Origin of the sequence: Pseudomonas sp. Z1-12, from assembly GCF_051132015.1 — a bacterium.
In the GTDB taxonomy this organism is placed as follows: domain Bacteria; phylum Pseudomonadota; class Gammaproteobacteria; order Pseudomonadales; family Pseudomonadaceae; genus Aquipseudomonas; species Aquipseudomonas zanjanensis.
In genome coordinates this window covers 1,237,195-1,261,454 of the sequence record NZ_CP071647.1, presented here as the reverse complement: position 1 = coordinate 1,261,454, position 24,260 = coordinate 1,237,195, and the positions used below count along the sequence as shown (strand labels likewise).

The window sequence follows — 24,260 nt, the reverse complement described above, 5'->3', positions numbered from 1 at the left end:
CGCAGCATATCGTCTTGCTCACGAGCCATCAGCGCAGCCCCTCCAGCCAGCCATCGAGACTTCGGAAGGCGTCGTTGAAGGTACGGTCGAGTTGCAACGGCGTGATCGAGACATAACCTTGCATCACCGCATGGAAATCAGTGCCCGGCCCGCCATCCTCGGCATCGCCGGCGGCGGCGATCCAGTAACCGGCCTTGCCGCGCGGGTCGACGACGTGCATCGGTTTGGCGGCGCGGGCACGATGGCCCAGGCGCGTGAGTTGGATGCCACGGATGTGATCGAGCGGCAGGTTAGGGATGTTCACGTTCAGTACCGTGCGTGGCGGCAGGTCCAGCGCACCATGGGCTTCAACCAGTTTGCGGGCGAAGTAGGCGGCGGTCGGCAAGTTATCGACCTGCCGGGAAACGAACGAAAAGGCGAACGACGGCTTTTCCAGGAAGCGACCTTCCAGGGCAGCGGCAACCGTGCCGGAATACAACACGTCATCCCCCAGGTTGGCCCCCAGGTTGATGCCCGACGCCACCATGTCCGGCTCACGCTCCAGCAAGCCGTTGAGGCCCAGGTGCACGCAATCGGTCGGGGTGCCGTTGAGGCTGATGAAACCGTTGTCCAGATAGCAGGGATGCAAAGGACGGTCGAGCGTCAGCGAGCTGCTGGCGCCGCTTTTGTCCTGGTCCGGGGCGATGACCACGCACTCGGCAAAATCCGCCAGCGCAGCATAAAGCGCGGCAAGACCGGGTGCTGTCACCCCGTCGTCGTTAGAAATCAGAATACGCATGGGCTGTCCGTCTGCCCCACCGGCACCAGATCGACGAGTTCGCGCACCAAGACAGTGGCGAAACATCCGGCCGGCAGGACGAATTCCAGTTGCAGAATGTCAGGCTCGGGATAATGCCACGACAGCCCGCCAATGGGCAGTCGCAGGATGCGACGTTCGTGACTCATTCCCGCGTTTATCAACCAGTCGCGCAAATCCGCTTCGCCTTCGGCGATAGCCTGCTCCAACTCGAAGACCACGCCAGCGGCGGGCGAAGGTCCTTCGCCCCACTGCGGCCCGGTCGGGTGCAGGTCGAGAATGGCCAGGCGCGGATCGCTGCACTCAGCCTCACCAGCGGGGAAGAAACTGCGGCTGTCGGTGAAGGCGAGCAAGTCGCCTACCTGGGCACGCTGCCAGGTCCCGTCGGCGACCCGTGCCGCCAGCACCCGGTTGAACAGGAAACTGCGGGCGGTGGACAACAGCCGCGAGCGTACATTGCGCTGTTCCGGCAACGCCTTGCGCGCGGCCCAGGCACGGGCATCGACGACATTGCCGCCATCATGGCCGAAGCGCTGGGCGCCAAAATAATTGGGGATGCCCTGGCGGACAATCTGTTGCAGCCGCGCGTCGATCGCCGCCACGTCGCCCTTGAATTGAGTCAGGCGCAAGGTAAAGCCATTGGCCGAGTGCGCGCCGCGTTGCAGCTTGCGCCGATGGCGTGCGGTCTTGAGGATTTTCAGCGTGTCGTTCTCCGCCGCCGACAAGTCGGGATCGGCCTTGCCTGGCAATTGGACGCTGAACCATTGGCGAGTCAGGGCCTGACGGTCCTTGAGCCCGGCATAGCGGTGCGCAACGGCACGCCGGCGGCCTTGGCGATTCGACGGGCGGCCTCTTCGGTATTCAAGCCGCGTTTTTCAACCCAGATCCACAAGTGTTCGCCATCGCCGGTCAACGGGATGTCGAGCACTTCATCGACCTGGAAATCTTCAGCGCTGGCCTTGAGTACCGCGCTGCCCAACGACTCGCCGTAGGCCCGTGGCCCCAACAATTCCAGTTCGGTCATGGGCGCAGCAACAAGGCAACGGAGTGGACGGCAATGCCTTCTTCGCGACCGACGAAACCCAGCTTCTCGGTGGTGGTGGCTTTCACGTTCACTTGGTCCAACTCAACTTGAAGATCCTCGGCGATCAACTGGCGCATCGCCTCGATGTGCGGGGCCATTTTTGGGGCCTGGGCCACGATAGTGTTATCGACATTACCGACTTTCCAGCCCTTGGCGTGGATCAGCGCGACCACATGGCGCAACAGCACACGGCTATCGGCACCCTTGAATTGCGGGTCGGTGTCGGGGAAGTGCTTGCCGATGTCACCCAGGGCTGCGGCACCGAGCAGTGCATCGCTCAAGGCATGCAGCAGGACATCACCGTCAGAATGCGCGAGCAGCCCGAAGCCGTGTGCGATCCGCACGCCGCCCAGAGTAATGAAGTCGCCTTCAGCAAAACGGTGAACATCGTAGCCGTGGCCAATACGCATAAAAAAACGCCCCGATTTTTGTCAGGGCGTGATTCTACCTGCATTAGGCGTTTAGAGCGCGCGCATGATGCTGCAAGTGGTCGTCAATGAAGCTGGCGATGAAGAAGTAGCTGTGGTCATAGCCTGGTTGCAGGCGCAGCTCCAACGGATGATCGGCGGATTTGGCCGCCTGTTGCAACGCTTCGGGCTTGAGTTGGTTGGCCAGGAAATCATCGCGATCGCCCTGGTCTACCAGCAATGGCAGCTTCTCCTGCGCCTCGGCAATCAATGCACAGGCATCCCATTCCCGCCATTTCGAGCGGTCTTCTCCCAGGTAACGGGAGAAAGCCTTCTGGCCCCACGGGCAATCCATCGGGTTGTTGATCGGCGAAAAGGCCGACACCGAACGGTAACGCCCCGGGTTGCGCAAGGCGCAGACCAGCGCGCCGTGGCCGCCCATGGAGTGACCGCTGATGCCGCGTTTGTCCGAAGCCGGGAAATGCGCTTCGACCAGCGCCGGCAATTCCTGCACCACGTAGTCATGCATCCGATAGTGCCGCGCCCACGGATCCTGCGTGGCGTTCAGATAAAAACCCGCCCCCAGGCCGAAGTCCCAGGCATTGTCCGGATCGCCGGGCACGTCGGCGCCGCGGGGGCTGGTGTCCGGCGCGACAATGATCAGGCCCAGCTCGGCGGCCATGCGCTGGGCGCCGGCCTTTTGCATGAAATTCTCGTCGGTGCAGGTCAGCCCGGACAGCCAATACAGCACCGGCAACTTGCCGCCCTGCTCGGCTTGCGGCGGCAGGTACACGGCAAACACCATGTCACAACCCAGCACATCGGAACGGTGCCGGTAACGCTTGTGCCAGCCGCCGAAGCTTTTCTGGCAAGAGATGTTTTCCAGACTCATGACCGACCTCAGAAATGGATTACGGTACGGATGCTCTTGCCTTCATGCATCAGGTCGAACGCCTTGTTGATATCTTCCAGGCCCATGGTGTGGGTGATGAAGGTATCCAACGGGATCTCGCCCTTCTCGGCCATTTCCACGTAGCTTGGCAACTCGCTGCGACCACGCACGCCGCCAAAGGCCGAACCGCGCCAGACGCGCCCGGTTACCAACTGGAATGGACGGGTGGCGATTTCCTGGCCGGCCCCGGCCACGCCGATGATCACCGACTCGCCCCAACCTTTGTGGCAGCATTCCAGGGCGGCACGCATCAACTGGACATTGCCGATGCACTCGAAGGAAAAGTCCACGCCGCCGTCCGTCATGTCGACGATGACTTCCTGGATAGGTCGATCGAAGTCTTTCGGGTTGACGCAATCGGTGGCACCCAGTTGCTTGGCGATTTCGAACTTGGCCGGGTTGATGTCAATGGCAATGATGCGCGCGGCCTTGGCCTTCACGGCGCCGATCACGGCCGACAGGCCGATGCCGCCCAGGCCGAAGATCGCCACGGTGTCACCCGGCTTGACCTTGGCAGTGTTGAGCACCGCGCCGATGCCGGTGGTGACGCCACAACCCAGCAGGCAGACTTTTTCCAGCGGCGCTTCTTTTGGAATCTTGGCGACAGAGATTTCTGGCAGCACGGTATATTCAGAAAAGGTCGAGGTGCCCATGTAGTGGAAAATCGTCTCGCCCTTGTAGGAAAAGCGCGAGGTGCCGTCCGGCATCAGGCCTTTGCCCTGGGTGGCGCGAATCGCCTGGCAGAGGTTGGTCTTGCCCGACTTGCAGAACTTGCACTGGCCGCACTCCGGCGTGTACAGCGGGATCACATGGTCACCCACTGCCACCGAGGTCACGCCTTCGCCGATGGCTTCGACAATGGCACCGCCTTCATGGCCCAGGATCGACGGGAAGATTCCTTCGGGGTCAGCGCCCGACAAGGTGTAGGCGTCGGTATGGCAAACACCGGAAGCCACCACGCGCAACAGCACTTCGCCCGCCTTGGGCATGGCCACGTCGACTTCAACGATTTCCAGGGGTTTCTTGGCCTCGAAGGCAACGGCAGCGCGGGACTTGATCATCCGGATTCTCCAGCAAATAAAAACAAGACCGGGAGTGTAATCCTCCGCCGGACAATGAATAATCCAGCCAAAAGCAAAACATTATTGCTGTATAGGGATAATCCTGCATGTCTGATAACCGCTGGGAAGGCATCGACGAGTTTGTCGCCGTGGCCGAATGCAGCCAGTTCACCGCCGCCGCCGAACGCCTCGGGGTGTCGTCTTCCCATATCAGTCGACAAATCGTACGGCTTGAAGAGCGTCTACAGACGCGCTTGCTCTACCGCAGTACCCGCCGCGTGACGCTGACCGAAGCCGGACAAACCTTTTTGCAGCATTGCCAGCGCCTGCAGGACGGACGCGAGGAAGCACTGCGAGCCGTCGGCGACCTGACCAGTGAGCCCAAGGGCATGCTGCGCATGACCTGTGCCGTGGCCTATGGTGAGCGGTTTATCGTGCCGCTGGTGACGCGGTTCATGGGGCTTTATCCGCAGCTGCGGGTCGACATCGAGCTGAGCAATCGCCCGCTGGATCTGGTGCATGAAGGGCTGGACCTGGCGATTCGCCTTGGCCGCTTGCAGGACTCGCGCCTGGTCGCCACGCGTCTGGCACCGCGACGCATGTACCTGTGCGCCTCACCCTCTTACCTGGAACGCTACGGTCGCCCCCATAGCGTGTCGGAGCTGAGCCGCCACAATTGCCTGATCGGCAGCTCCGACCTCTGGCAACTTGAGCAGAACGGGCGGGAGTTTTCCCAGCGAGTCCAGGGAAACTGGCGCTGCAACAGTGGGCAAGCGGTGCTCGACGCGGCGCTGCAAGGGGTGGGGTTGTGCCAATTGCCGGACTATTACGTGCTGGAACATTTGCACAATGGTGCGTTGATCTCGCTGCTGGAGGCTCATCAGCCGCCGAATACGGCGGTGTGGGCGCTGTATCCGCAGCAGCGGCATCTGTCGCCGAAGGTGCGCAAGTTGGTGGATTATTTGAAGGGGGGGTTGGCTGAGCGGCCTGAATACCGGGGGTGATTAGGGTTCTTTGTTGCCTGGGGTGACGTCATCGCGAGCAAGCTCGCTCCCACAGTGGACCGGTGTGAACACACGTCCATCATTCGACGATAAACCCTGTGGGAGCGAGCTTGCTCGCGATGGCGCCGGCCCAGACGATGACGATCCAATGAGCAAACAGATCCAGCTTAACGCCGATTCACCCACCGCTGACGCAACCACTCCAGGTCTTCCGGCCGGGTGACCTTGATATTGTCCGAGCGCCCTTCAATCAACCGAGGCGCCTGCCCCGCCCATTCCATGGCAGAGGCTTCGTCGGTAATCACCGCATCCGCCACCAGGCTGTCGGCCAGGGCCCGATGCAAGGCACCGAGGCGGAACATCTGCGGCGTGTAGGCTTGCCAGATCACGCTGCGATCAACGGTTTCCAGCACACGGCCATGCTTGTCGACGCGCTTGAGGGTGTCGCGCGCCGGGACGGCCAGCAGGCCGCCAACCGGGTCGTTCGCCAACTCGCTAAGCAATGTGTCCAAGTCGTCCCGGGACAGGTTGGGCCGGGCGGCGTCGTGCACCAGCACCCAATCGAAATCATCGGCGCCCTGCTCGTGAAGATGCAACAAGGCATTGAGCACCGAATCCGAACGTTGCTCGCCACCGTCGACGCGCTGGATGCGTGTGTCGCTGGCACAGGCCAGGGTCGGCCAGTAAGGATCGTCGTGGGCAAGGCTGACCACCACACCCTTGACGGTGGGGTGATCGAGGAAACAGCCGAGGCTGTGTTCGAGAATTGTGCGTCCGCCCAACTGCAGGTATTGCTTGGGACGGTCGGCGGCCATCCGGGCACCAACGCCCGCGGCAGGAATCACGGCCCAGAAGGCTGGTAGACGAATGCTCATTGGGCCAACTGGTAGAGGGTTTCGCCCTCCTTGACCATGCCCAATTCATGGCGAGCCCGTTCTTCAACGGTCTCCATGCCTTTTTTCAACTCGGTCACTTCGGCGTCCATCACTCGATTACGCTCCAGCAACGCCTCGTTCTCAGCGTGTTGATCGGCAATTTGCTGAGTCAGGTCGGCCACTTGCGCCAGGCTGCCATTACCCACCCACAGGCGGTACTGCAGGCCGGCCAGCAACAGGAGCAAGACAAGAAACAACCAATTGGGACTGCGCATCGAATATCAGGTATCCAGTGAAAAAAGACCGCCATGCCAAACTTTGAAGCGTCTGATAGCACGAAGCCTGGAGAACCCAGGCTTGTGCTTGATAAGGCATCAGGTTAGAGGCAAAACCGCCGTCATGGCGACCTTTACGACCTAACCCGCTGTCTTTTTACCATTTACCGCTTAACCGCGAAACTCGGCGCGACCGTTGTACTTGGCCTTGCCATTCAACTGCTCTTCGATACGCAGCAGTTGGTTGTACTTGGAAACGCGGTCGGAGCGGCACAGCGAACCGGTCTTGATCTGGCCTGCCGCAGTACCCACGGCCAGGTCGGCAATGGTCGAATCTTCGGTTTCACCGGAGCGGTGGGAGATCACGGCGGTGTAGCCGGCAGCCTTGGCCATCTGGATGGCTTCCAGGGTTTCGGTCAGGGTGCCGATCTGGTTGAACTTGATCAGGATCGAGTTGGCGATCTTCTTGTCGATGCCTTCTTTCAGGATCTTGGTGTTGGTCACGAACAGGTCGTCACCCACCAGCTGGGTTTTCTCGCCGATCTTGTCGGTGAGGATTTTCCAGCCGGCCCAGTCGGACTCGTCCAGGCCGTCTTCGATGGAGATGATCGGGTAGCGTTCGGTCAGGCCCTTGAGGTAGTCGGCGAAACCTTCGGCGGTGAACACCTGGCCTTCGCCGGACAGGTTGTACTTGCCGTCTTCGTAGAACTCACTTGCGGCGCAGTCCAGGGCCAGGGTGACGTCGGTGCCCAGCTTGTAGCCGGCGTTGGCCACGGCTTCGGAGATCACTTTCAGCGCGTCTTCGTTGGACGCCAGGTTCGGTGCGAAACCGCCTTCGTCGCCAACGGCGGTGCTCAGGCCACGGGCTTTCAGCACGGCCTTGAGGTGATGGAAAATCTCGGTGCCCATGCGCAGGCCTTCGGAGAAGGTCTTGGCACCAACCGGCTGCACCATGAATTCCTGGATGTCGACGTTGTTATCGGCATGCTCGCCGCCGTTGATGATGTTCATCATCGGCACCGGCATCGAATAGACACCTGGAGTACCGTTGAGGTTGGCGATGTGCGCGTACAGCGGCAGGTCCTGGTCCTGGGCGGCAGCCTTGGCGGCGGCCAGGGACACGGCGAGGATTGCGTTGGCACCCAGGGTGGCTTTGTTCTCGGTACCGTCGAGCTTGATCATCGCGTGATCGAGGGCTTTCTGGTCGGCAGGGTCCATGCCCAGCAACAGTTCGCGGATCGGACCGTTGATGTTGGCAACGGCTTTGAGCACGCCCTTGCCCAGGTAACGGCTCTTGTCGCCATCACGCAGCTCCAGCGCTTCGCGCGAGCCAGTGGAAGCACCGGACGGCGCGCATGCGCTGCCGATGATGCCGTTGTCGAGAAGCACGTCCGCTTCAACAGTGGGGTTGCCACGGGAGTCGAGAACTTCACGACCTTTGATGTCGACGATTTTTGCCATTGTTGTAAACACTCCAAAGTTGACTAGAACGTTGCAGAAAACGTGCTCGCTCTCAGTTGCGATTCAGCCAAAAGAGACCGAATGGGAGCGCTTCGCGCTCCAGCGGGAGCAAGCTCCCTCGCCACAGCAAGCCATGCTCCCACAAGAGCAGTGCGGCCAGCAGGCCAGAGCGATAATCGAGCGGTACTTTACCGGAGAAAACCGCGTTACGCGGTTTCTATCGTCGGAAAACCCTTGACCAGCTCATCAAGCGACTTGAGCTGAGACAGGAAAGGTTCCAGCTTGTTCAAGCGCAAGGCACAAGGGCCGTCGCACTTGGCGTTGTCCGGATCGGGGTGGGCCTCGAGGAACAGCCCTGCCAGGGACTGGCTGATACCGGCCTTGGCCAGGTCGGTGACCTGGGCGCGACGACCGCCAGCGGAGTCGGAACGACCACCAGGCATCTGCAACGCATGGGTCACGTCGAAGAACACCGGGTACTCGAACTGCTTCATGATGCCGAAGCCGAGCATGTCCACCACCAAGTTGTTGTAGCCGAAGCTCGAACCACGCTCGCAGAGGATCAACTGGTCGTTGCCAGCCTCTTCGCACTTGCTCAGGATGTGTTTCATTTCCTGGGGCGCGAGGAACTGGGCCTTCTTGATATTGATCACCGCGCCGGTCTTGGCCATCGCGACCACCAGGTCGGTCTGGCGCGACAGGAAGGCCGGCAACTGGATGATGTCGCAGACCTCGGCGACGACCGCGGCCTGGGCAGGCTCGTGGACGTCGGTGATGATCGGCACGCCGAAGGCTTGCTTGATGTCCTGGAAGATTCGCATGCCTTCTTCCAGGCCCGGGCCACGGTAGGATGTCACGGACGAGCGGTTGGCCTTGTCGAAACTGGCCTTGAACACATAAGGGATCCCCAGTTTCTGGGTGACCTTCACGTACTCCTCGCAGACCTGCATCGCCATGTCGCGGCTTTCCAGTACGTTCATGCCGCCGAACAGCACCATGGGCTTGTCGTTGGCAATCTCGATATCGCCGACGCGGATGATTTTCTGGGCCATCGTCTTATGCCTTTTTCTGGTGTTGAGCCAAAGCGGCCTTCACGAAACCGCTGAACAACGGATGACCGTCCCGTGGCGTCGAGGTGAACTCGGGGTGGAACTGGCAGGCGACGAACCATGGATGGTCCGGGGACTCGACCACTTCCACCAGCGCGCCGTCACCGGAACGACCAGAAATCTTCAGGCCGGCCTCGATCAGTTGTGGCAGCAGGTTGTTGTTCACTTCGTAGCGATGACGGTGACGCTCGACGATCACATCCTTGGCGTAGCAATCGTGCACCTTGGAGCCGGCTTCGAGCAGGCACTCCTGGGCACCGAGACGCATGGTGCCGCCCAGGTCCGAGCTTTCGGTACGCACTTCCACGGCGCCGGTGGCATCTTCCCACTCGGTGATCAGGCCGACGACCGGATGGCCGCTGGCGCGATCGAATTCGGTGGAGTTGGCGTCTTTCCAGCCCAGCACGTTACGGGCGAACTCGATGACCGCCACTTGCATGCCCAGGCAGATCCCCAGGTAAGGCACCTTGTTTTCGCGAGCGTATTGCACGGCGGTGATCTTGCCTTCCACGCCCCGCAGGCCGAAGCCGCCCGGCACGAGGATCGCATCGGCGCCTTCGAGCAGGCCGGTGCCCTGGTTCTCGATGTCTTCGGAATCGATGTAGCGCAGGTTGACCTTGGTGCGGTTGCTGATACCGGCGTGACTCATCGCTTCGATCAGCGACTTATAGGCGTCCAGCAGCTCCATGTACTTGCCGACCATGGCGATGGTGACTTCGTGTTCCGGATTGAGCTTGGCATCGACCACGGCGTCCCACTCGGACAGGTCGGCGCCGGCACATTGCAGGCCGAAACGCTCGACGACGAAATCGTCCAGGCCTTGGGAATGCAGGATGCCCGGGATCTTGTAGATGGTGTCGGCGTCTTCCAGGCCGATGACCGCGCGCTCTTCGACGTTGGTGAACTGGGCGATCTTGCGGCGCGAAGAAATGTCGATCGGGTGATCGGAGCGGCAGATCAGCACGTCCGGCTGCAGGCCGATGGAACGCAGTTCCTTGACGGAATGCTGGGTAGGCTTGGTCTTGGTTTCGCCGGCGGTGGCGATGTACGGCACCAGTGTCAGGTGCATCAGCATCGCGCGCTTGGCGCCGATTTCGAAACGCAACTGGCGGATGGCTTCGAGGAACGGCTGGGACTCGATATCGCCCACGGTACCGCCGATTTCCACCATCGCCACGTCGGCGTCGCCGGCACCCTTGATGATGCGGCGCTTGATTTCGTCGGTGATGTGCGGGATCACCTGGATGGTCGCGCCCAGGTAGTCACCACGACGCTCCTTGCGCAGCACGTGTTCGTAGACACGGCCGGTGGTGAAGTTGTTGTTCTGGGTCATGGTCGTGCGGATGAACCGCTCGTAGTGGCCCAGGTCCAGGTCGGTCTCGGCGCCGTCGTGGGTGACGAACACTTCACCGTGCTGGAACGGGCTCATGGTGCCCGGGTCGACGTTGATGTACGGGTCCAGCTTGAGCATGGTGACCTTAAGTCCCCGCGCCTCCAGGATGGCCGCCAATGAAGCCGAGGCAATGCCTTTCCCCAATGAAGAAACAACACCGCCCGTGACGAATATGTAGCGCGTCATGAAAAACCCTAGAAGTCTGCGTTAAAGCGGTCCGAGCCGCCGGGGAAAGCGAAGGAAGGCCGAAGCCCCCGATCACCTGCATTAATCACAGTGCACCTTTCAAAAAAACCGCCGCGTTGGGACAGACCGGAAGTGAAATCACCGGTACGTTGCTCGCTACACATTTTTTGGAATCGCCCAGCAAAGACTGCTTGGTAATCGGCAACTCCTGCAATTCAGGCGAATCCACAGAAGTTGTATCAAGAAGGGAGCGTAGTCTACCGGAAAGCCCCTTTCAGCTCAAACCCAGATCTTGGTTTCCTGGCGTCCAGATCAATTGCCAACTGCCATCAGCCTGTGCATCGAGGCCGGCCAGGTTGGCCACCGCCAGCAATTGCTCGCCCTGATAGAGCAGCGGCAATCGGTCGCGAACGAACGCCGGCACGCCCTTTTCGTTGAGCAAACGCTTGAGATCACGATGACCACGGCCAGGTAGCACCATCACCTCGCCGCCTTGACGATAGCGCACGCTAAGCGCTCCCGCAGGCGGCTTGCCGTTGAGCAGCAGCTGACCATTGCCCGGCAAGCGCAGCACAACCGCCGGATCCGCCCAATCGACGGCGCCTGGCGGCGAAGACAGCCAGTGGTCGGATAACCACCAGACCCGCCCGCCGGCCCGGTGCAACTCACCACCGGCCAGGCGCCAGACTGGCCGGGCATCGTCCGCGGCATCGCGCAACGAATCCCAGCTCGCCCAGTGATCGCTGTCGGGCAGCAGGGTCAGCGGCGCCAGCCAGTGGCTCAAGGCATTGCGCTGACGGGCCGGCGACAACGCCCGCAAAGGCGCCAGCGCCAGGGATTGCAGCCCAAGCCAGTCGAACGCACACGGGGCCGCGGCCTGGGCCAGGTCGATGCGCGCCAAGTCGTCCAGCAAGCCTTGGGCCTCGCCCATATGCGTTGCGCTGCGAGACAGCGTTGAAGAGGCTTGCGGCCAGTGCTCGGCCAGCATCGGAAAAACCCGCTGGCGCAGGTAATTGCGCGCGTACCGGTGATCATCGTTGGACGGGTCGTCGATCCAGCTCAAGCCTTGCTGCGCCGCATAGGCTTCCAGTTCTACGCGGGACACATCGAGCAACGGCCGCAGCAGATGCCCCTGGCCTAATGGCCGCTGCCGTGGCATCGCCGCCAGCCCCCTCACTCCCGCCCCCCGCAGCAGGCGAAACAACAGGGTCTCTGCCTGATCATCACGATGTTGGGCGGTGAGCAGCACTTCATGGCTGCCGATCGCCGCGACGAAGGCGGCGTAACGCGCCTCACGGGCGGCGCGCTCGACACTGGCGCCGGGACGCACGCGTACATTCACCACGTCCAACGGCACGCCCAGGGCCGCACAGACCGAACGGCAATGTTCCGGCCACGCATCGGCCACAGCCTGAAGGCCGTGATGCACATGGATGGCGCTCAGCGCGGGCAAGGCGTGGTGTTGCGAAAGGGTCGCGAGCAGGTGCAACAGGACGGTGGAATCGAGGCCACCGGAGAAGGCGATGCGCCAGGCGGCGGCGTTGCGCCAGGGGGATAGCTGTGTGAGGAGCCGGGTTGGCAGATCAATCCTGGGCTGATTCATGGAAACTGGCCTTCACACAATCAAATGTGGGAGCGAGCTTGCTCGCGATGGCGGCGTATCAGTCAACTTATCGGTTGAATGTTAAACCGCTATCGCGAGCAAGCTCGCTCCCACACAGGGTACAGCGTTCGAATCAGAGACCGTAGCTCATCAACCGCTCATAGCGACGGGTCAGCAACGCGTCGTTGTCGAACTTCTTGAGCATCGACAGCTGCGAACTCAGCTCCGCACGGATCAGTGCAGCGGCTGCGGCTGGGTCGCGATGGGCGCCGCCCACTGGCTCGCTGATCACTTTATCAACGATGCCCAGCCCCTTGAGACGCTCGGCGGTAATGCCCATGGCTTCGGCGGCATCCGGCGCCTTCTCGGCGGTTTTCCACAGGATCGAGGCGCAGCCTTCCGGCGAGATCACCGCGTAAGTGGAGTATTGCAGCATGTTCAGCTGGTCGCAGACACCGATGGCCAACGCACCGCCGGAACCGCCCTCGCCAATCACGGTGGCAATGATCGGGGTTTTCAGGCGCGCCATGACGCGCAGGTTCCAGGCAATCGCTTCGCTCTGGTTGCGCTCTTCGGCATCAATGCCTGGGTAGGCACCCGGAGTGTCGATGAAGGTCAGGATCGGCATCTTGAAGCGCTCGGCCATTTCCATCAGGCGGCACGCCTTGCGGTAGCCTTCCGGACGCGGCATGCCGAAGTTGCGGCGTACCTTCTCACGCACTTCGCGACCTTTCTGATGACCGATGACCATCACCGGCTGGTCGTCCAGACGGGCAACGCCGCCGACGATCGCGGCGTCGTCGGAGAAGTGACGGTCGCCGTGCAGCTCATCGAACTCGGTGAAGATGTGGTCGATGTAGTCCAGGGTGTAGGGACGACGTGGGTGCCGCGCCAGGCGGGCAATCTGCCAACTGGTCAGCTTGCCGAAGATGTCTTCGGTCAGCGTGCGGCTTTTGTCCTGCAGACGAGAGATTTCATCGCCGATATTCAGCGAATTGTCATTACCGACCAAGCGCAACTCTTCGATCTTGGCTTGCAGGTCGGCGATCGGCTGTTCGAAATCTAGAAAATTCGGGTTCATAGGCGTCCGTCTTGGGTCGACGTCCAAGAGAGCTTGGGCCGGCCGGTTGTCTATTCGCGCCTACCTTAAGGGAGAGGCGCGTTCAGGTCGAGATTAAAAATTCGGGTCGAGATCAGGGGCTTTCCGGTTTCAACAGTGGCCCCTGGCCGTCAACGGTATTGGAGGAAGACGTTGTCTTTGCCGAACTGGTCACGCAAGGCTTGAATCAACGCATCCGCCGGATCGATCCGCCAGCCTTCGCCGAACTGCAGCACGGCCTTGGCATCGGGTCGTACGTACTCCATGGTGATCGGGCAAGCACCGCGATGGCGCTTGAACAACTCGCCCAACCAGCGTAGCTGATCGCCCTTCAGATCCTGGGTCTGCAACTTCAGGCGCAGGCTCTCGGCCAGGTTGGTGCGGGCATCTTCCATGCTCATCACCCGCTTGACCCGCAGCCGCAGGCCACCGGAGAAGTCATCGTTACTGACCTCGCCTTCCACCACCACCATCGCGTCGGTCTGCAACAACGACTGCGCCGAATGGAACGCATCGGCGAACAGTGACGCCTCGATACGCCCGGAGCGGTCGTCGAGGGTGATGAAACCCATCTTGTCGCCCTTTTTGTTCTTCATCACCCGCAGGGCGATGATCATGCCCGCGACGGTCTGGGTGTCGCGCGCTGGCTTGAGGTCAATGATGCGCTGGCGGGCGAAACGGCGGATCTCGCCTTCGTATTCATCGATCGGGTGACCCGTCAGGTACAGGCCCAGGGTGTCTTTTTCACCCTTGAGACGTTCCTTGAGCGTCAGCTCCTTGGCCTTGCGATGGTTGCCGTAGACATCGGCGTCCTCCTCGACGAACAGCCCGCCAAACAGGTCTGCGTGGCCGCTGTCGTGGGTGCGGGCGGTCTGCTCGGCGGCCTTGATCGCTTCTTCCATCGCCGCCAGCAACACCGCGCGGTTGCGGTCGATGTTGGCCTGGTAGGCCTTCGGCTCGTCGTGGAAGTAAGGGCCAAGCCGGTCCAGGGCGCCACTGCGGATCAAACCGTCGAGGGTGCGTTTGTTGATGCGCTTGAGGTCGACCCGCGCGCAGAAATCGAACAGGTCCTTGAACGGCCCATCCTGGCGCGCTTCGGTGATGGCTTCCACCGGCCCCTCGCCCACGCCCTTGATCGCGCCGAGGCCATAGATGATCCGGCCCTCGTCGTTCACTGTGAACTTGAACTCCGAAGCGTTCACGTCCGGCGCGTCGAGGCGCAGCTTCATGGTCCGCACTTCTTCGATCAAGGTCACGACCTTGTCGGTGTTGTGCATATCCGCCGACAGTACCGCCGCCATGAACGGCGCCGGGTAATGCGCTTTCAGCCACGCGGTCTGGTACGACACCAGGCCATAGGCGGCGGAGTGGGATTTGTTGAAACCGTAGCCGGCGAATTTTTCCACCAGGTCGAAAATGTTACCGGCCAGGTCAGGGTCGATGCCGTTGGTCGCGCAACCTTCAATGAAACCGCCGCGTTGCTTGGCCATTTCCTCGGGCTTTTTCTTACCCATGGCCCGGCGCAGCATATCCGCGCCGCCGAGGGTGTAACCGGCCATGACCTGGGCAATCTGCATCACCTGTTCCTGATACAGGATGATGCCGTAGGTCGGTGCCAGCACCGGTTTCAAGCCTTCGTACTGATAATCCGAGTGCGGGTAGGCCAGCTCGGCGCGACCGTGCTTACGGTTGATGAAGTCATCCACCATGCCCGATTGCAGAGGCCCCGGACGGAACAGGGCCACCAATGCGATCAAGTCTTCCAGGCAGTCGGGCTTGAGCTTTTTGATCAGCTCCTTCATGCCCCGGGATTCAAGCTGGAACACCGCCGTGGTTTCGGCTTTTTGCAGCAGGCTGTAGGTCGGTTTGTCATCCAGCGGGATGAAAGCAATGTCCAGCGGTTCTTCGCCGACCTTGGCCCGGTCGCGGTTGATGGTCTTCAGCGCCCAGTCAATGATCGTCAAGGTCCGCAGGCCGAGGAAGTCGAACTTCACCAGGCCTGCCGCCTCGACGTCGTCCTTGTCGAACTGGGTCACCAGGCCGTCGCCTTCTTCGTCGCAATAGATCGGCGAGAAGTCCGTCAGCTTCGTCGGCGCGATCACCACGCCACCGGCGTGCTTGCCGACGTTACGCACCACGCCTTCGAGCTTGCGGGCCATCTCCCAGATTTCCGCGGCCTCTTCGTCGACCTTGATGAAGTCCCGCAGGATTTCTTCCTGCTCGTAGGCTTTCTCCAGGGTCATGCCGACTTCGAACGGAATCATCTTCGACAGGCGATCCGCCAAACCGTAGGACTTGCCCTGCACCCGGGCCACGTCACGCACCACCGCCTTGGCGGCCATGGAACCGAAGGTGATGATCTGGCTCACCGCGTTGCGGCCGTACTTCTCGGCCACGTAGTCGATCACCCGGTCGCGACCGTCCATGCAGAAGTCGACGTCGAAGTCGGGCATGGAGACCCGTTCCGGGTTGAGGAAACGTTCGAACAGCAGGTCATATTCCAGCGGGTCGAGGTCGGTGATCTTCTGCACGTAGGCCACCAGGGACCCGGCACCCGATCCACGGCCAGGCCCCACCGGCACGCCGTTGTTCTTGGCCCACTGGATGAAGTCCATCACGATCAGGAAGTAACCGGGAAAGCCCATCTGGATGATGATATCCAGTTCGAAATTCAACCGATCGACATAGACCTGGCGCTTGGCTTCGTAGTCTTCGGTGGTGTCCTTGGGCAACAGGACGCTAAGGCGCTCTTCGAGACCGTCGAAGGACACCTTGCGGAAATATTCATCGATGGTCATGCCATCGGGAATCGGGAAGTTGGGCAGGAAGTGCTTGCCCAGCTTCACTTCGATGTTGCAGCGCTTGGCGATCTCGACGGTGTTTTCCAGCGCCTCGGGCAGGTCGCTGAACAACTCGGCCATTTCCTCGGCGCTCTTGAGGTATTGCTGATTGCTGTAGTTCTTTGACCGACGCGGGTCGTCGAGGGCGCGGCCCTCACCGATGCAAACCCGTGTTTCGTGGGCTTCGAAATCTTCCTGCTTGATGAACCGCACATCGTTGGTCGCCACCAGCGGCGCGCCGATCTTGTCGGCCAGGGCCACGGCGGCGTGCAGATGTTCTTCGTCATTGGGACGGTTGGTGCGCTGCACTTCGATGTAGAAGCGATCCGGGAACACCGCCATCCAGTCGCGGGCCAGGGTCTCGGCTTCCTCGGGGTTGCCGCTGAGCAGCGCCAGGCCGATTTCACCTTCCTTGGCCGCAGACAGCATGATCAGCCCTTCGCTGGCCTCGGCCACCCACTCGCGCTCGATGATGATCGAGCCGTTGCGCTGGCCGTCGATAAAGCCGCGGGAGATCAACTCGGTGAGGTTGCGATAACCGAGGGCGTTCATCACCAACAGGCTGATCCGGCTCAGCGGCGCGTCCGGGTCCTTGTTCGACAGCCACAGGTCGGCGCCACAGATCGGCTTGATCCCGGCGCCCATGGCAGCCTTGTAGAACTTGACCAGCGAGCACATGTTGTTCTGGTCGGTGACCGCCACGGCAGGCATGTTCATGCCCACCAGGGTCTTGACCAGGGGCTTGATCCGCACCAGACCGTCGACCAGGGAGTATTCAGTGTGCAGGCGTAGATGAACGAATGAAGCCGGCATAGTGATCCTGCGTTAAGTCATGAAAACAACAAGGCCCGGATTGTACCGGGCCTTGGGTAAAACATCAGCCAGCAACCCATTCTCTTGAGGATTGAACCCGTGGCGAGGGAGCTTGCTCCCGCTGGGCTGCGCAGCAGCCCCCTTCTTATGGGCGCTTCGCACCCAAGCGGGAGCAAGCTCCCTCGCCACGATGAATCAGGTGAACCCCTCGCTCACGATCAACCCATCCCGGGCTTCATAAGCCAGCCGCACCGGGGCGAACGAACGCCGATGAATGGGCGTTGGCCCAAGGCGCGCCAGGGCTTCGAGGTGCACGGGGGTCGGGTAGCCCTTGTGGCTGCCGATGCCGTAGCCCGGGTAGATCAACTCGAAGGCGCTCATTTCCCGGTCACGGCTGACCTTGGCCAGGATCGAGGCCGCGGCGATGGCCGGTACCTTGCCGTCGCCCTGGATGACCGCCTCGGCGCGCATCGACAGTTTCGGGCAGCGATTGCCATCGATCATCGCCAGCTTCGGCGTGATATGCAGCCCTTGCACGGCACGCTGCATGGCGAGCATGGTGGCGTGCAGGATATTGAGTTCATCGATTTCTTCGACTTCGGCCCGGGCGATGCACCAGCTCAGGGCCTTCTCGCAGATTTCGTCGTAGAGTTTTTCGCGACGAGCTTCCGTGAGTTTCTTCGAATCATTCAGGCCGAGGATTGGCCGCTTCGGGTCGAGAATCACCGCCGCCGTCACCACCGCGCCACACAAAGGGCCGCGCCCCACTTCATCGACACCGGCCACCAGCTCTTCCACTTCGGCGACCAGGTTGAAGTCCAGGCCCATCTGTAGCTTTACGTTGCTCATGGTTTTGCGCCAATCAGGGTCAGTACCGCGTCAGCCGCCTGGTTGGAGGCATCGCGACGCAGGGCACGATGGATTTCGTCAAAGCCCCGGGTCTGTTCCTCGCCGCCATCGATCAAGGGCAACAGCGTGGTGGCCAGCGCCTCGGCGGTCGCATCGTCTTGCAGCAGTTCCGGCACCAACAGACGCTGGGCCAGCAGGTTCGGCAAGGAGACGTAGGGGCTCTTGACCATGCGCTTGAGAATCCAGAATGTCAGCGGCGCCAGGCGATAGGCAACCACCATCGGGCGTTTGAACAGCAACGCCTCAAGGGTAGCCGTGCCGGAGGCAATCAACACGGCGTCACAGGCCGCCAGTGCGTCATGGGAGCGACCGTCGAGCAACGTCACCGGCAAATCGCGACCGTCCAACAGGGCTTCCAGTTGGACGCGACGCTGCGCACTGGCACACGGCAGGACAAACCGCACACCGGGGCGCAGCGCCAGGAGGCGTTCGGCGGCGTCGAAGAACAAGCCCCCCAGGCGACTCACTTCGCCGCCCCGGCTGCCGGGCATCAAGGCCACCAGCGGTCCTTCGGGCAGGCCCAACGCCTGGCGAGCGGCCTCGCGGTCGGCTTCCAGGGGAATGGTGTCGGCCAGGGTGTGCCCGACAAACCGCACCGGCACGCCCTTTTCTTCATAGAACCGGGCCTCGAACGGCAGCAGCGTCAGCATCAGGTCACAGCCTTCGCGGATCTTCAGCACGCGCTTCTGCCGCCAGGCCCAGACTGACGGGCTGACGTAGTGCACGGTCTTGATCCCGGCCTGACGCAACTTGAGCTCGATATTGAGGGTGAAATCCGGCGCATCGATGCCGATGAACACGTCCGGTTTTTCGTCGATCAGGGTCTGGATCAGCTTCTTGCGTCGAGCCAGCAGCTCACGCAGGCGACCGAGCACTTCCACCAGGCCCATCACCGACAGGCGCTCCATCGGAAAATAGGAGGCCAGGCCCTCGGCCTGCATCAACGGCCCGCCGACGCCAATGAATTCCACCGCGGGGTGCTGCGCCTTGAGCGCTCGCATCAGGCCCGCGCCCAGAATGTCACCGGAAGCCTCTCCCGCCACCAGTGCAACGCGCACGTTAGCCATGGTCAGCGAGTGATGCCGCGGGTCGAAGACTGGATGGAATCGCGGAAAATCGCGACTTCCGGGTGCTGTGCCGAAGCCTCAGCCAGTTCGGCGAGCGCCTGCTCGACGGTCAGGCCCTGGCGATACACCACCTTGTAGGCACGGCGCAGCGCGGTAATTGCCTCTTCGCTGAAACCCCGACGGCGCATGCCTTCGAAGTTCATGCTGCGGGCTTCGGCCGGATTGCCGAACACCGTGACATAGGCCGGGACATCCTTGCCGATGGCGGTGCCCATGCCAGAAAAGCTGTGGGCGCCGATATGGCAATACTGGTGCACCAGGGTGAACCCGGACAGGATTGCCCAATCGTCCACGTGCACATGGCCGGCCAACGCGGTGTTGTTGACCAGGATGCAATGGTTGCCAATCACGCTGTCGTGGCCGATGTGTGCGTAAGCCATGATCAGGTTGTGGTCGCCCAGGGTCGTTTCGGAACGGTCCTGGACAGTGCCACGGTGAATCGTCACGCCTTCGCGAATCACGTTGTGATCGCCAATGACCAGGCGGGTTTCTTCACCTTTGTACTTGAGATCGGGCGTGTCCTCGCCTACCGAGGAAAACTGGTAGATACGATTGTGACGACCAATCCGGGTCGGTCCCTTGAGAATTACGTGGGGACCGATCACCGTACCCTCGCCGATTTCCACACCTGCGCCGATAATCGACCACGGGCCGACCTCGACATCGGCGGCCAGGACGGCCGTCGGATCGATGATTGCGCGAGGGTCAATCAAACTCATAGTTTGCGTTCCGCACAGATGATTTCAGCGGAGCAGACTGGCTTGCCGTCGACCGAAGCCTGGCATTCGAACTTCCAGATCTGGCGCTTGCAACTGATGAACTTGGCTTCGAGGATCAATTGATCGCCCGGAGTGACCGGCTGGCGGAAGCGCAGCTTGTCGGAACCGACGAAGTAGTAGAGCGTTCCGTCGGCAGGCTTTACGTCGAGCATTTTGAAACCAAGGATCCCGGCAGCCTGGGCCATCGCCTCGATGATCAATACGCCCGGCATGATTGGATGCGCGGGGAAGTGACCATTGAAGAACGGCTCGTTGATGCTGACATTCTTATAGGCGCGAATGCGCTTGCCTTCAACGTCCAGGTCCACCACCCGATCCACCAGCAGGAACGGGTAACGGTGAGGCAGGTATTCGCGAATCTCGTTGATGTCCATCATTTCGGGGGGAAGCCTATGTAAAGATTGGGAGCGCACGAGTGACGCGCACTCCGCTAGCAAATCAAGATGCCCTAACGGCTGTGCACACTTGATATGGAAATGGTATCAGCCATCTGATGAAGCATTACCGCCAGGGGTCACGTCCCCTACACGCTTTTCCACCTGCTTGAGGCGCCGCGCGATGTCGTCGAGCTGGCGGATACGCGCCGCGCTCTTGCGCCATTCGGCTGCCGGCTGCATGGCTGTGCCGGAAGAATAGGCACCCGGCTCGGTAATCGAGTGGGTCACCATGGTCATCCCGGTCAGGAACACGTTGTCACAGATATCGATATGGCCCACCAGGCCTACGCCACCGGCGAGCATGCAGTGCTTGCCGATCTTGGTGCTGCCGGAGATGCCCACGCAGGCGGCCATGGCGGTGTGGTCACCGACCTGGACGTTGTGGGCGATCTGGATCTGGTTGTCGAGCTTGACGCCATTGCCAATGACCGTGTCGGCCAAGGCACCGCGGTCGATCGCCGTGTTGACGCCGATCTCCACGTCATCGCCAATGGTGACACCGCCGATCTGGGCGATCTTCTGCCAGATGCCCTTCTCGTTGGCAAAACCGAACCCTTCACCGCCCAGCACGGCACCGGACTGGATCACCACCCGCTTGCCGATGCGCACGTCGTGATACAGGGTGACCCGTGGTGCCAGCCAGCCGCCTTCGCCGATCTCGCTGCGCGCACCAATGACACAATGGGCACCCAGCGTGACGCCGGCACCGATTCGGGCCGCGCTTTCGATGACCACGAACGGGCCGACGCTGGCCGTGGGATCAACCACGGCATCTGCGGCGATCACTGCGCTGGGATGAATACCGGCGGCCGATGTCGGCTTGGGATCGAACAGATGGGAAATGCGGGCATACGCCAGGTACGGATCGGGCACGATCAAGGCATCGCCGGCAAACCCATCGGCATCGGCAGCCTTGAGCAACAACGCAGCCGCCCGGCAGTCAGCCAGATACTTGCGGTACTGGGGATTTGCCAGAAAGCTCAACTGAGCTGGGCCAGCCTCTTGCAAAGTGGCTAGCCCAGTAATTGCCTTCTCCGGGTCGCCACGCAGGGTGGCGCCGAGGAACTCGGCCAACTGGCCGAGCTTGATAGTCGCTGTCATGGATTACTTCAGCTGATTCATGCGCTCGATCACTTGGCGCGTGATGTCGTATTGAGGCTTGACATCGATCACTGCGCCACGCTCGAACACCAGGTCAAAACCACCTTTCTTGATGACTTCTTCCACAGCGCTGTCGAGTTTCGGCTTGAGTTGCTTGAGCATTTCGCGGTCGGCAACAGCTTTGGCTTCGTTCAGCTCCTTGGACTGGAACTGGAAGTCACGGGCCTTTTGCTTGAATTCCAGCTCCAGACGCTCGCGCTCACCCTGGGCCATCTTGTCGCCACCGGCGACCAGACGGTCCTGGATACCCTTGGCGCTGCTTTCCAGGCCCTTGAGCTTGGTCAGTTGCGGGCCGAATTTTTTCTCGGCATCCACGGCGTATTTCTTCGCCGCGTCGGATTCCAGCAAGGCCATCTGATAATTCAGCACGGCAATCTTCATGTCGGCAAAAGCCGGACCGGCAACCAGTACGGTCGCCAGGAGAACCAATTGAGTCAACTTACGCACGATGCACTCCTACAAAATCCATTGTCGTTATCTTGGGCCGGACGTTTAGAACGTCTGGCCGAGGGAGAATTGGAACACTTGGGTTTCAGCGTCATCCGGTTTCTTGATCGGCATCGCCAACGCGAAGCTCAAGGGACCCAGTGCGGTGACCCAGGTCACGCCCACACCGACGGAGCTGGCCAGGTTGCTGAGGCTGATGTCGTTGCACTTGGTGTCGGACTTGCTGCCGTTGGCGTTGGTGGTGTCGCTGCAACTTGAATCGAAAACGTTACCCACGTCCCAGAATACCGAGGTACGCAGGGAGCGCTGGTCCTTGACGAACGGCATCGGGAACAGGAGTTCGACGCCACCCTGGATCAGGACGTTGCCACCGAATGGCAGAGGATCCTGGTCCGGGTCACGAATGGTGCCTGGGTTGTTACCCTTGCTCGGCGTACTGCGTGGACCCAGGGTGCTGTCCTTGAAGCCACGTACCGAGTTGAAACCACCGGCGTAGTAGTTCTCGTAGAACGGCAGGCCTTCGGTCGAACCGTAGCCATCGCCATAGCCCAGCTCGGTGTGCAGGCGCATGGTGTAGTTGTCGGTCAACGGCTGGAACAACTGGCCGCGGTAGTCGAGCTTGAAGAACGACAAGTCGCTGCCAGGCGTGGTGGTTTCCAATACCAGGCTCTGGGAACGGCCACGGGTTGCCAACACACCCTTGTTCAAGGTCGACTCGGACCAACCAACAGATGCTTTGAAGTTCAGGTACTTGTCGCCTTCCTTGTTGACGAAATCGAAGATCTCGTCAACGGTGTAGCGGCCGGTGCTGATCTCGTCCTGCTGGGCGGTGAGGCCGAACGTAAGACGCGAAGTCTCGCTGATTGGATAACCTACGTTGACGCCGGCACCCAAGCTGTCTACGGCATAGCTGGAGACATCGGAATCGAGTTCGTCATAGTCGGTGGTGCGGTAGAAGGCGTTGTAGCCCAGGCTCACGCCGTCAGCGGTCCAGTAGGGGTCCACGAAACCGAAGTTGTAGCGGGTCTGGTATTCGCTGCGGGTCAAGCCGATGCTGACCTTGTTACCGGTACCCAGGAAGTTGTTCTGGGTGATCGAGCCACCGAGGATCAGGCCGGCGCTCTGGGCGAAACCGACGCTGGCGGTGATCGAACCGGAAGCCTGCTCTTCGACGCTGTAGTTCACATCGACCTGGTCATCGACGCCCGGCACGGCCGGCGTCTCGACGTTGACTTCCTTGAAGAAGCCCAGGCGCTCGAGACGGGTCTTGGACTGGTCGATCAGGTAGGTCGACGCCCAGCCACCTTCCATCTGGCGCATTTCACGGCGCAGCACTTCGTCCTCGGACTTGGTGTTGCCACGGAAGTTGATGCGGTTGACGTAGGCACGCTTGCCCGGGTCCACGGCGAAGGTGATGTCGACGGTATGGTCTTCATCGTGCGGCTGCGGCACGCCGCTGACGTTGGCGAAGGTGTAGCCCTCGTTACCCAGGCGGCGGGTGATCAGCTCGGACGTGGTGGTCATCAGCTTGCGCGAGAACACCTGGCCCTTCTGCACCAGCAGCAGCGACTTGACCTGGTCCTCGGGAACCTTCAGGTCACCGCTGAGCTTGACGTCACGAACGGTGTACTTCTCGCCTTCGTTGACGTTGACGGTGATGTAGACGTGCTTCTTGTCCGGGGTGATGGACACCTGGGTCGAAGCGATGTCCATGTTGATGTAGCCACGGTCCAGGTAGTAGGAACGCAGGCGCTCCAGGTCACCGGAAAGTTTTTCACGGGCGTACTTGTCGTCGTTCTTGAAGAACGACAGCCAGTTGGTGGTCTTGAGTTCGAACAGGTCAATCAGGTCTTCATCCGGGAAAACCGTGTTGCCCACCACGTTGATGTGCTGGATGGCCGCCACGGTGCCTTCGTTGATGTTGACCTTCAGGCCGACGCGGTTGCGCGGCTGCGGCACCACTTCGGTGTCGACGGTGGCCGAGTAGCGGCCCTGGGCGACGTACTGGCGTTGCAGCTCGTTACGCACACCTTCGAGGGTGGCGCGCTGGAAGATCTCGCCTTCGGCCAGTCCGGACTGCTTGAGGCCTTTCATCAGGTCTTCAGTGGAGATCGCCTTGTTGCCTTCGATCTCGATACTGGCGACCGACGGGCGCTCGACTACCGTGATGACCAGGACATTGCCGTCACGGCCCAGCTGGATATCTTGAAAGAAGCCGGTCTTGAACAGCGCACGCGTGGATTCCACCAGGCGCCGATCATCCGCCTGCTCGCCGACGTTCAACGGCAAGGCACCAAAGACGCTACCCGCGGAAACCCGCTGGAGGCCGTTGACGCGAATATCAGAGATAGTGAAGGACTCGGCGTGAACTTCGGCGATCATCAATACGGTGAGAACCGCAGTTAGCAGCAGACGTTTCATGAAGTCCTTTCTTATTCCAAC

At 61.1% G+C, this 24,260-nt stretch carries 20 protein-coding genes and 1 pseudogene; 1 reads left to right on the top strand and 20 read right to left on the bottom strand.

Annotation, left to right across the window (positions count from 1 at the left end; translation table 11 throughout):
* Window positions 1–28: 28 nt before the first annotated feature.
* From surE to J3P85_RS05450, 5 genes and pseudogenes are all read right to left on the bottom strand, one after another.
* The gene (gene surE / locus J3P85_RS05470) at window positions 29–778 is read right to left on the bottom strand and encodes a 5'/3'-nucleotidase SurE (protein WP_434705144.1); all 750 of its coding nucleotides are present in this window, start codon (window positions 776–778) and stop codon (window positions 29–31) included.
* Window positions 766–1,820, bottom strand: a pseudogene (gene truD / locus J3P85_RS05465) (tRNA pseudouridine(13) synthase TruD). The gene surE and the pseudogene truD overlap by 13 nt, the downstream one beginning before the upstream one ends.
* Window positions 1,817–2,290: a 2-C-methyl-D-erythritol 2,4-cyclodiphosphate synthase gene (gene ispF, locus J3P85_RS05460; RefSeq protein WP_057451684.1), complete on the bottom strand. Its 474-nt coding sequence runs from the start codon at window positions 2,288–2,290 to the stop codon at window positions 1,817–1,819. Before ispF ends, truD begins: the two are co-directional and overlap by 4 nt.
* Before the next feature lie 43 nt (window positions 2,291–2,333).
* Window positions 2,334–3,179 (bottom strand): S-formylglutathione hydrolase, encoded by an 846-nt coding sequence (fghA, locus tag J3P85_RS05455; protein WP_250965184.1) that lies wholly within the window; start codon window positions 3,177–3,179, stop codon window positions 2,334–2,336.
* Between the two features lie 8 nt (window positions 3,180–3,187).
* On the bottom strand, window positions 3,188–4,300 hold the full coding sequence (locus J3P85_RS05450) for an S-(hydroxymethyl)glutathione dehydrogenase/class III alcohol dehydrogenase (protein WP_060738985.1): 1,113 nt from the start codon (window positions 4,298–4,300) through the stop codon (window positions 3,188–3,190).
* A gap of 107 nt (window positions 4,301–4,407) precedes the next feature.
* Here J3P85_RS05450 and J3P85_RS05445 point away from each other — a divergent pair, with 107 nt between their 5' ends.
* Window positions 4,408–5,304 carry a LysR substrate-binding domain-containing protein gene (locus J3P85_RS05445; protein WP_434705142.1) on the top strand — a complete coding sequence of 299 codons (897 nt, stop codon included), beginning with the start codon at window positions 4,408–4,410 and terminating at the stop codon, window positions 5,302–5,304.
* Between the two features lie 167 nt (window positions 5,305–5,471).
* Here J3P85_RS05445 and ispD read toward each other — a convergent pair whose 3' ends face one another.
* The 15 genes from ispD to bamA form a co-directional block, all read right to left on the bottom strand.
* Window positions 5,472–6,179, bottom strand: coding sequence for a 2-C-methyl-D-erythritol 4-phosphate cytidylyltransferase (ispD, locus tag J3P85_RS05440; protein WP_434705141.1), 708 nt, complete (start codon window positions 6,177–6,179; stop codon window positions 5,472–5,474).
* A complete protein-coding gene (ftsB, locus tag J3P85_RS05435; protein ID WP_003184873.1) occupies window positions 6,176–6,454 on the bottom strand; it encodes a cell division protein FtsB in 279 nt (92 codons plus the stop codon). Before ftsB ends, ispD begins: the two co-directional genes overlap by 4 nt.
* Window positions 6,455–6,625: 171 nt before the next feature.
* Entirely contained in the window at window positions 6,626–7,915 is a 1,290-nt protein-coding gene (gene eno / locus J3P85_RS05430; RefSeq protein ID WP_434705140.1) for a phosphopyruvate hydratase, read from the bottom strand.
* A gap of 206 nt (window positions 7,916–8,121) precedes the next feature.
* Window positions 8,122–8,967, bottom strand: coding sequence for a 3-deoxy-8-phosphooctulonate synthase (gene kdsA, locus J3P85_RS05425; protein WP_053118876.1), 846 nt, complete (start codon window positions 8,965–8,967; stop codon window positions 8,122–8,124).
* Between the two features lie 4 nt (window positions 8,968–8,971).
* Entirely contained in the window at window positions 8,972–10,603 is a 1,632-nt protein-coding gene (locus tag J3P85_RS05420; RefSeq protein ID WP_003184880.1) for a CTP synthase, read from the bottom strand.
* Between the two features lie 274 nt (window positions 10,604–10,877).
* Window positions 10,878–12,206, bottom strand: a complete 1,329-nt coding sequence (gene tilS, locus J3P85_RS05415) for a tRNA lysidine(34) synthetase TilS (RefSeq protein ID WP_434705138.1) — start codon at window positions 12,204–12,206, stop codon at window positions 10,878–10,880.
* Between the two features lie 133 nt (window positions 12,207–12,339).
* Complete coding sequence (locus tag J3P85_RS05410) at window positions 12,340–13,287, bottom strand: acetyl-CoA carboxylase carboxyltransferase subunit alpha (RefSeq protein ID WP_434705136.1); 948 nt, start codon at window positions 13,285–13,287, stop codon at window positions 12,340–12,342.
* Window positions 13,288–13,436: 149 nt separating this feature from the next.
* A complete protein-coding gene (gene dnaE / locus J3P85_RS05405) occupies window positions 13,437–16,958 on the bottom strand; it encodes a DNA polymerase III subunit alpha (protein WP_250965426.1) in 3,522 nt (1,173 codons plus the stop codon).
* A 195-nt stretch (window positions 16,959–17,153) separates the two neighbouring features.
* A complete protein-coding gene (rnhB, locus tag J3P85_RS05400) occupies window positions 17,154–17,807 on the bottom strand; it encodes a ribonuclease HII (protein ID WP_434705135.1) in 654 nt (217 codons plus the stop codon).
* Window positions 17,804–18,934, bottom strand: coding sequence for a lipid-A-disaccharide synthase (gene lpxB, locus J3P85_RS05395; protein ID WP_434705134.1), 1,131 nt, complete (start codon window positions 18,932–18,934; stop codon window positions 17,804–17,806). Before lpxB ends, rnhB begins: the two co-directional genes overlap by 4 nt.
* Before the next feature lie 2 nt (window positions 18,935–18,936).
* The gene (gene lpxA, locus J3P85_RS05390; RefSeq protein WP_186705503.1) at window positions 18,937–19,713 is read right to left on the bottom strand and encodes an acyl-ACP--UDP-N-acetylglucosamine O-acyltransferase; all 777 of its coding nucleotides are present in this window, start codon (window positions 19,711–19,713) and stop codon (window positions 18,937–18,939) included.
* Window positions 19,710–20,150 (bottom strand): 3-hydroxyacyl-ACP dehydratase FabZ, encoded by a 441-nt coding sequence (fabZ, locus tag J3P85_RS05385; protein ID WP_003184897.1) that lies wholly within the window; start codon window positions 20,148–20,150, stop codon window positions 19,710–19,712. Before fabZ ends, lpxA begins: the two co-directional genes overlap by 4 nt.
* A gap of 105 nt (window positions 20,151–20,255) precedes the next feature.
* Entirely contained in the window at window positions 20,256–21,311 is a 1,056-nt protein-coding gene (gene lpxD / locus J3P85_RS05380; RefSeq protein ID WP_186705502.1) for a UDP-3-O-(3-hydroxymyristoyl)glucosamine N-acyltransferase, read from the bottom strand.
* A 3-nt stretch (window positions 21,312–21,314) separates the two neighbouring features.
* The gene (locus J3P85_RS05375) at window positions 21,315–21,818 is read right to left on the bottom strand and encodes an OmpH family outer membrane protein (protein ID WP_003184901.1); all 504 of its coding nucleotides are present in this window, start codon (window positions 21,816–21,818) and stop codon (window positions 21,315–21,317) included.
* A gap of 45 nt (window positions 21,819–21,863) precedes the next feature.
* A complete protein-coding gene (bamA, locus tag J3P85_RS05370; RefSeq protein ID WP_434705133.1) occupies window positions 21,864–24,239 on the bottom strand; it encodes an outer membrane protein assembly factor BamA in 2,376 nt (791 codons plus the stop codon).
* Window positions 24,240–24,260: the final 21 nt, after the last annotated feature.

Coding starts and splice junctions, on each gene's coding strand:
- surE (WP_434705144.1), bottom strand. CDS start 778: ATGCGTATTCTGATTTCTAACGACGACGGGGTGACAGCACCCGGTCTT.
- ispF (WP_057451684.1), bottom strand. CDS start 2,290: ATGCGTATTGGCCACGGCTACGATGTTCACCGTTTTGCTGAAGGCGAC.
- fghA (WP_250965184.1), bottom strand. CDS start 3,179: ATGAGTCTGGAAAACATCTCTTGCCAGAAAAGCTTCGGCGGCTGGCAC.
- J3P85_RS05450 (WP_060738985.1), bottom strand. CDS start 4,300: ATGATCAAGTCCCGCGCTGCCGTTGCCTTCGAGGCCAAGAAACCCCTG.
- J3P85_RS05445 (WP_434705142.1), top strand. CDS start 4,408: ATGTCTGATAACCGCTGGGAAGGCATCGACGAGTTTGTCGCCGTGGCC.
- ispD (WP_434705141.1), bottom strand. CDS start 6,179: ATGAGCATTCGTCTACCAGCCTTCTGGGCCGTGATTCCTGCCGCGGGC.
- ftsB (WP_003184873.1), bottom strand. CDS start 6,454: ATGCGCAGTCCCAATTGGTTGTTTCTTGTCTTGCTCCTGTTGCTGGCC.
- eno (WP_434705140.1), bottom strand. CDS start 7,915: ATGGCAAAAATCGTCGACATCAAAGGTCGTGAAGTTCTCGACTCCCGT.
- kdsA (WP_053118876.1), bottom strand. CDS start 8,967: ATGGCCCAGAAAATCATCCGCGTCGGCGATATCGAGATTGCCAACGAC.
- J3P85_RS05420 (WP_003184880.1), bottom strand. CDS start 10,603: ATGACGCGCTACATATTCGTCACGGGCGGTGTTGTTTCTTCATTGGGG.
- tilS (WP_434705138.1), bottom strand. CDS start 12,206: ATGAATCAGCCCAGGATTGATCTGCCAACCCGGCTCCTCACACAGCTA.
- J3P85_RS05410 (WP_434705136.1), bottom strand. CDS start 13,287: ATGAACCCGAATTTTCTAGATTTCGAACAGCCGATCGCCGACCTGCAA.
- dnaE (WP_250965426.1), bottom strand. CDS start 16,958: ATGCCGGCTTCATTCGTTCATCTACGCCTGCACACTGAATACTCCCTG.
- rnhB (WP_434705135.1), bottom strand. CDS start 17,807: ATGAGCAACGTAAAGCTACAGATGGGCCTGGACTTCAACCTGGTCGCC.
- lpxB (WP_434705134.1), bottom strand. CDS start 18,934: ATGGCTAACGTGCGCGTTGCACTGGTGGCGGGAGAGGCTTCCGGTGAC.
- lpxA (WP_186705503.1), bottom strand. CDS start 19,713: ATGAGTTTGATTGACCCTCGCGCAATCATCGATCCGACGGCCGTCCTG.
- fabZ (WP_003184897.1), bottom strand. CDS start 20,150: ATGATGGACATCAACGAGATTCGCGAATACCTGCCTCACCGTTACCCG.
- lpxD (WP_186705502.1), bottom strand. CDS start 21,311: ATGACAGCGACTATCAAGCTCGGCCAGTTGGCCGAGTTCCTCGGCGCC.
- bamA (WP_434705133.1), bottom strand. CDS start 24,239: ATGAAACGTCTGCTGCTAACTGCGGTTCTCACCGTATTGATGATCGCC.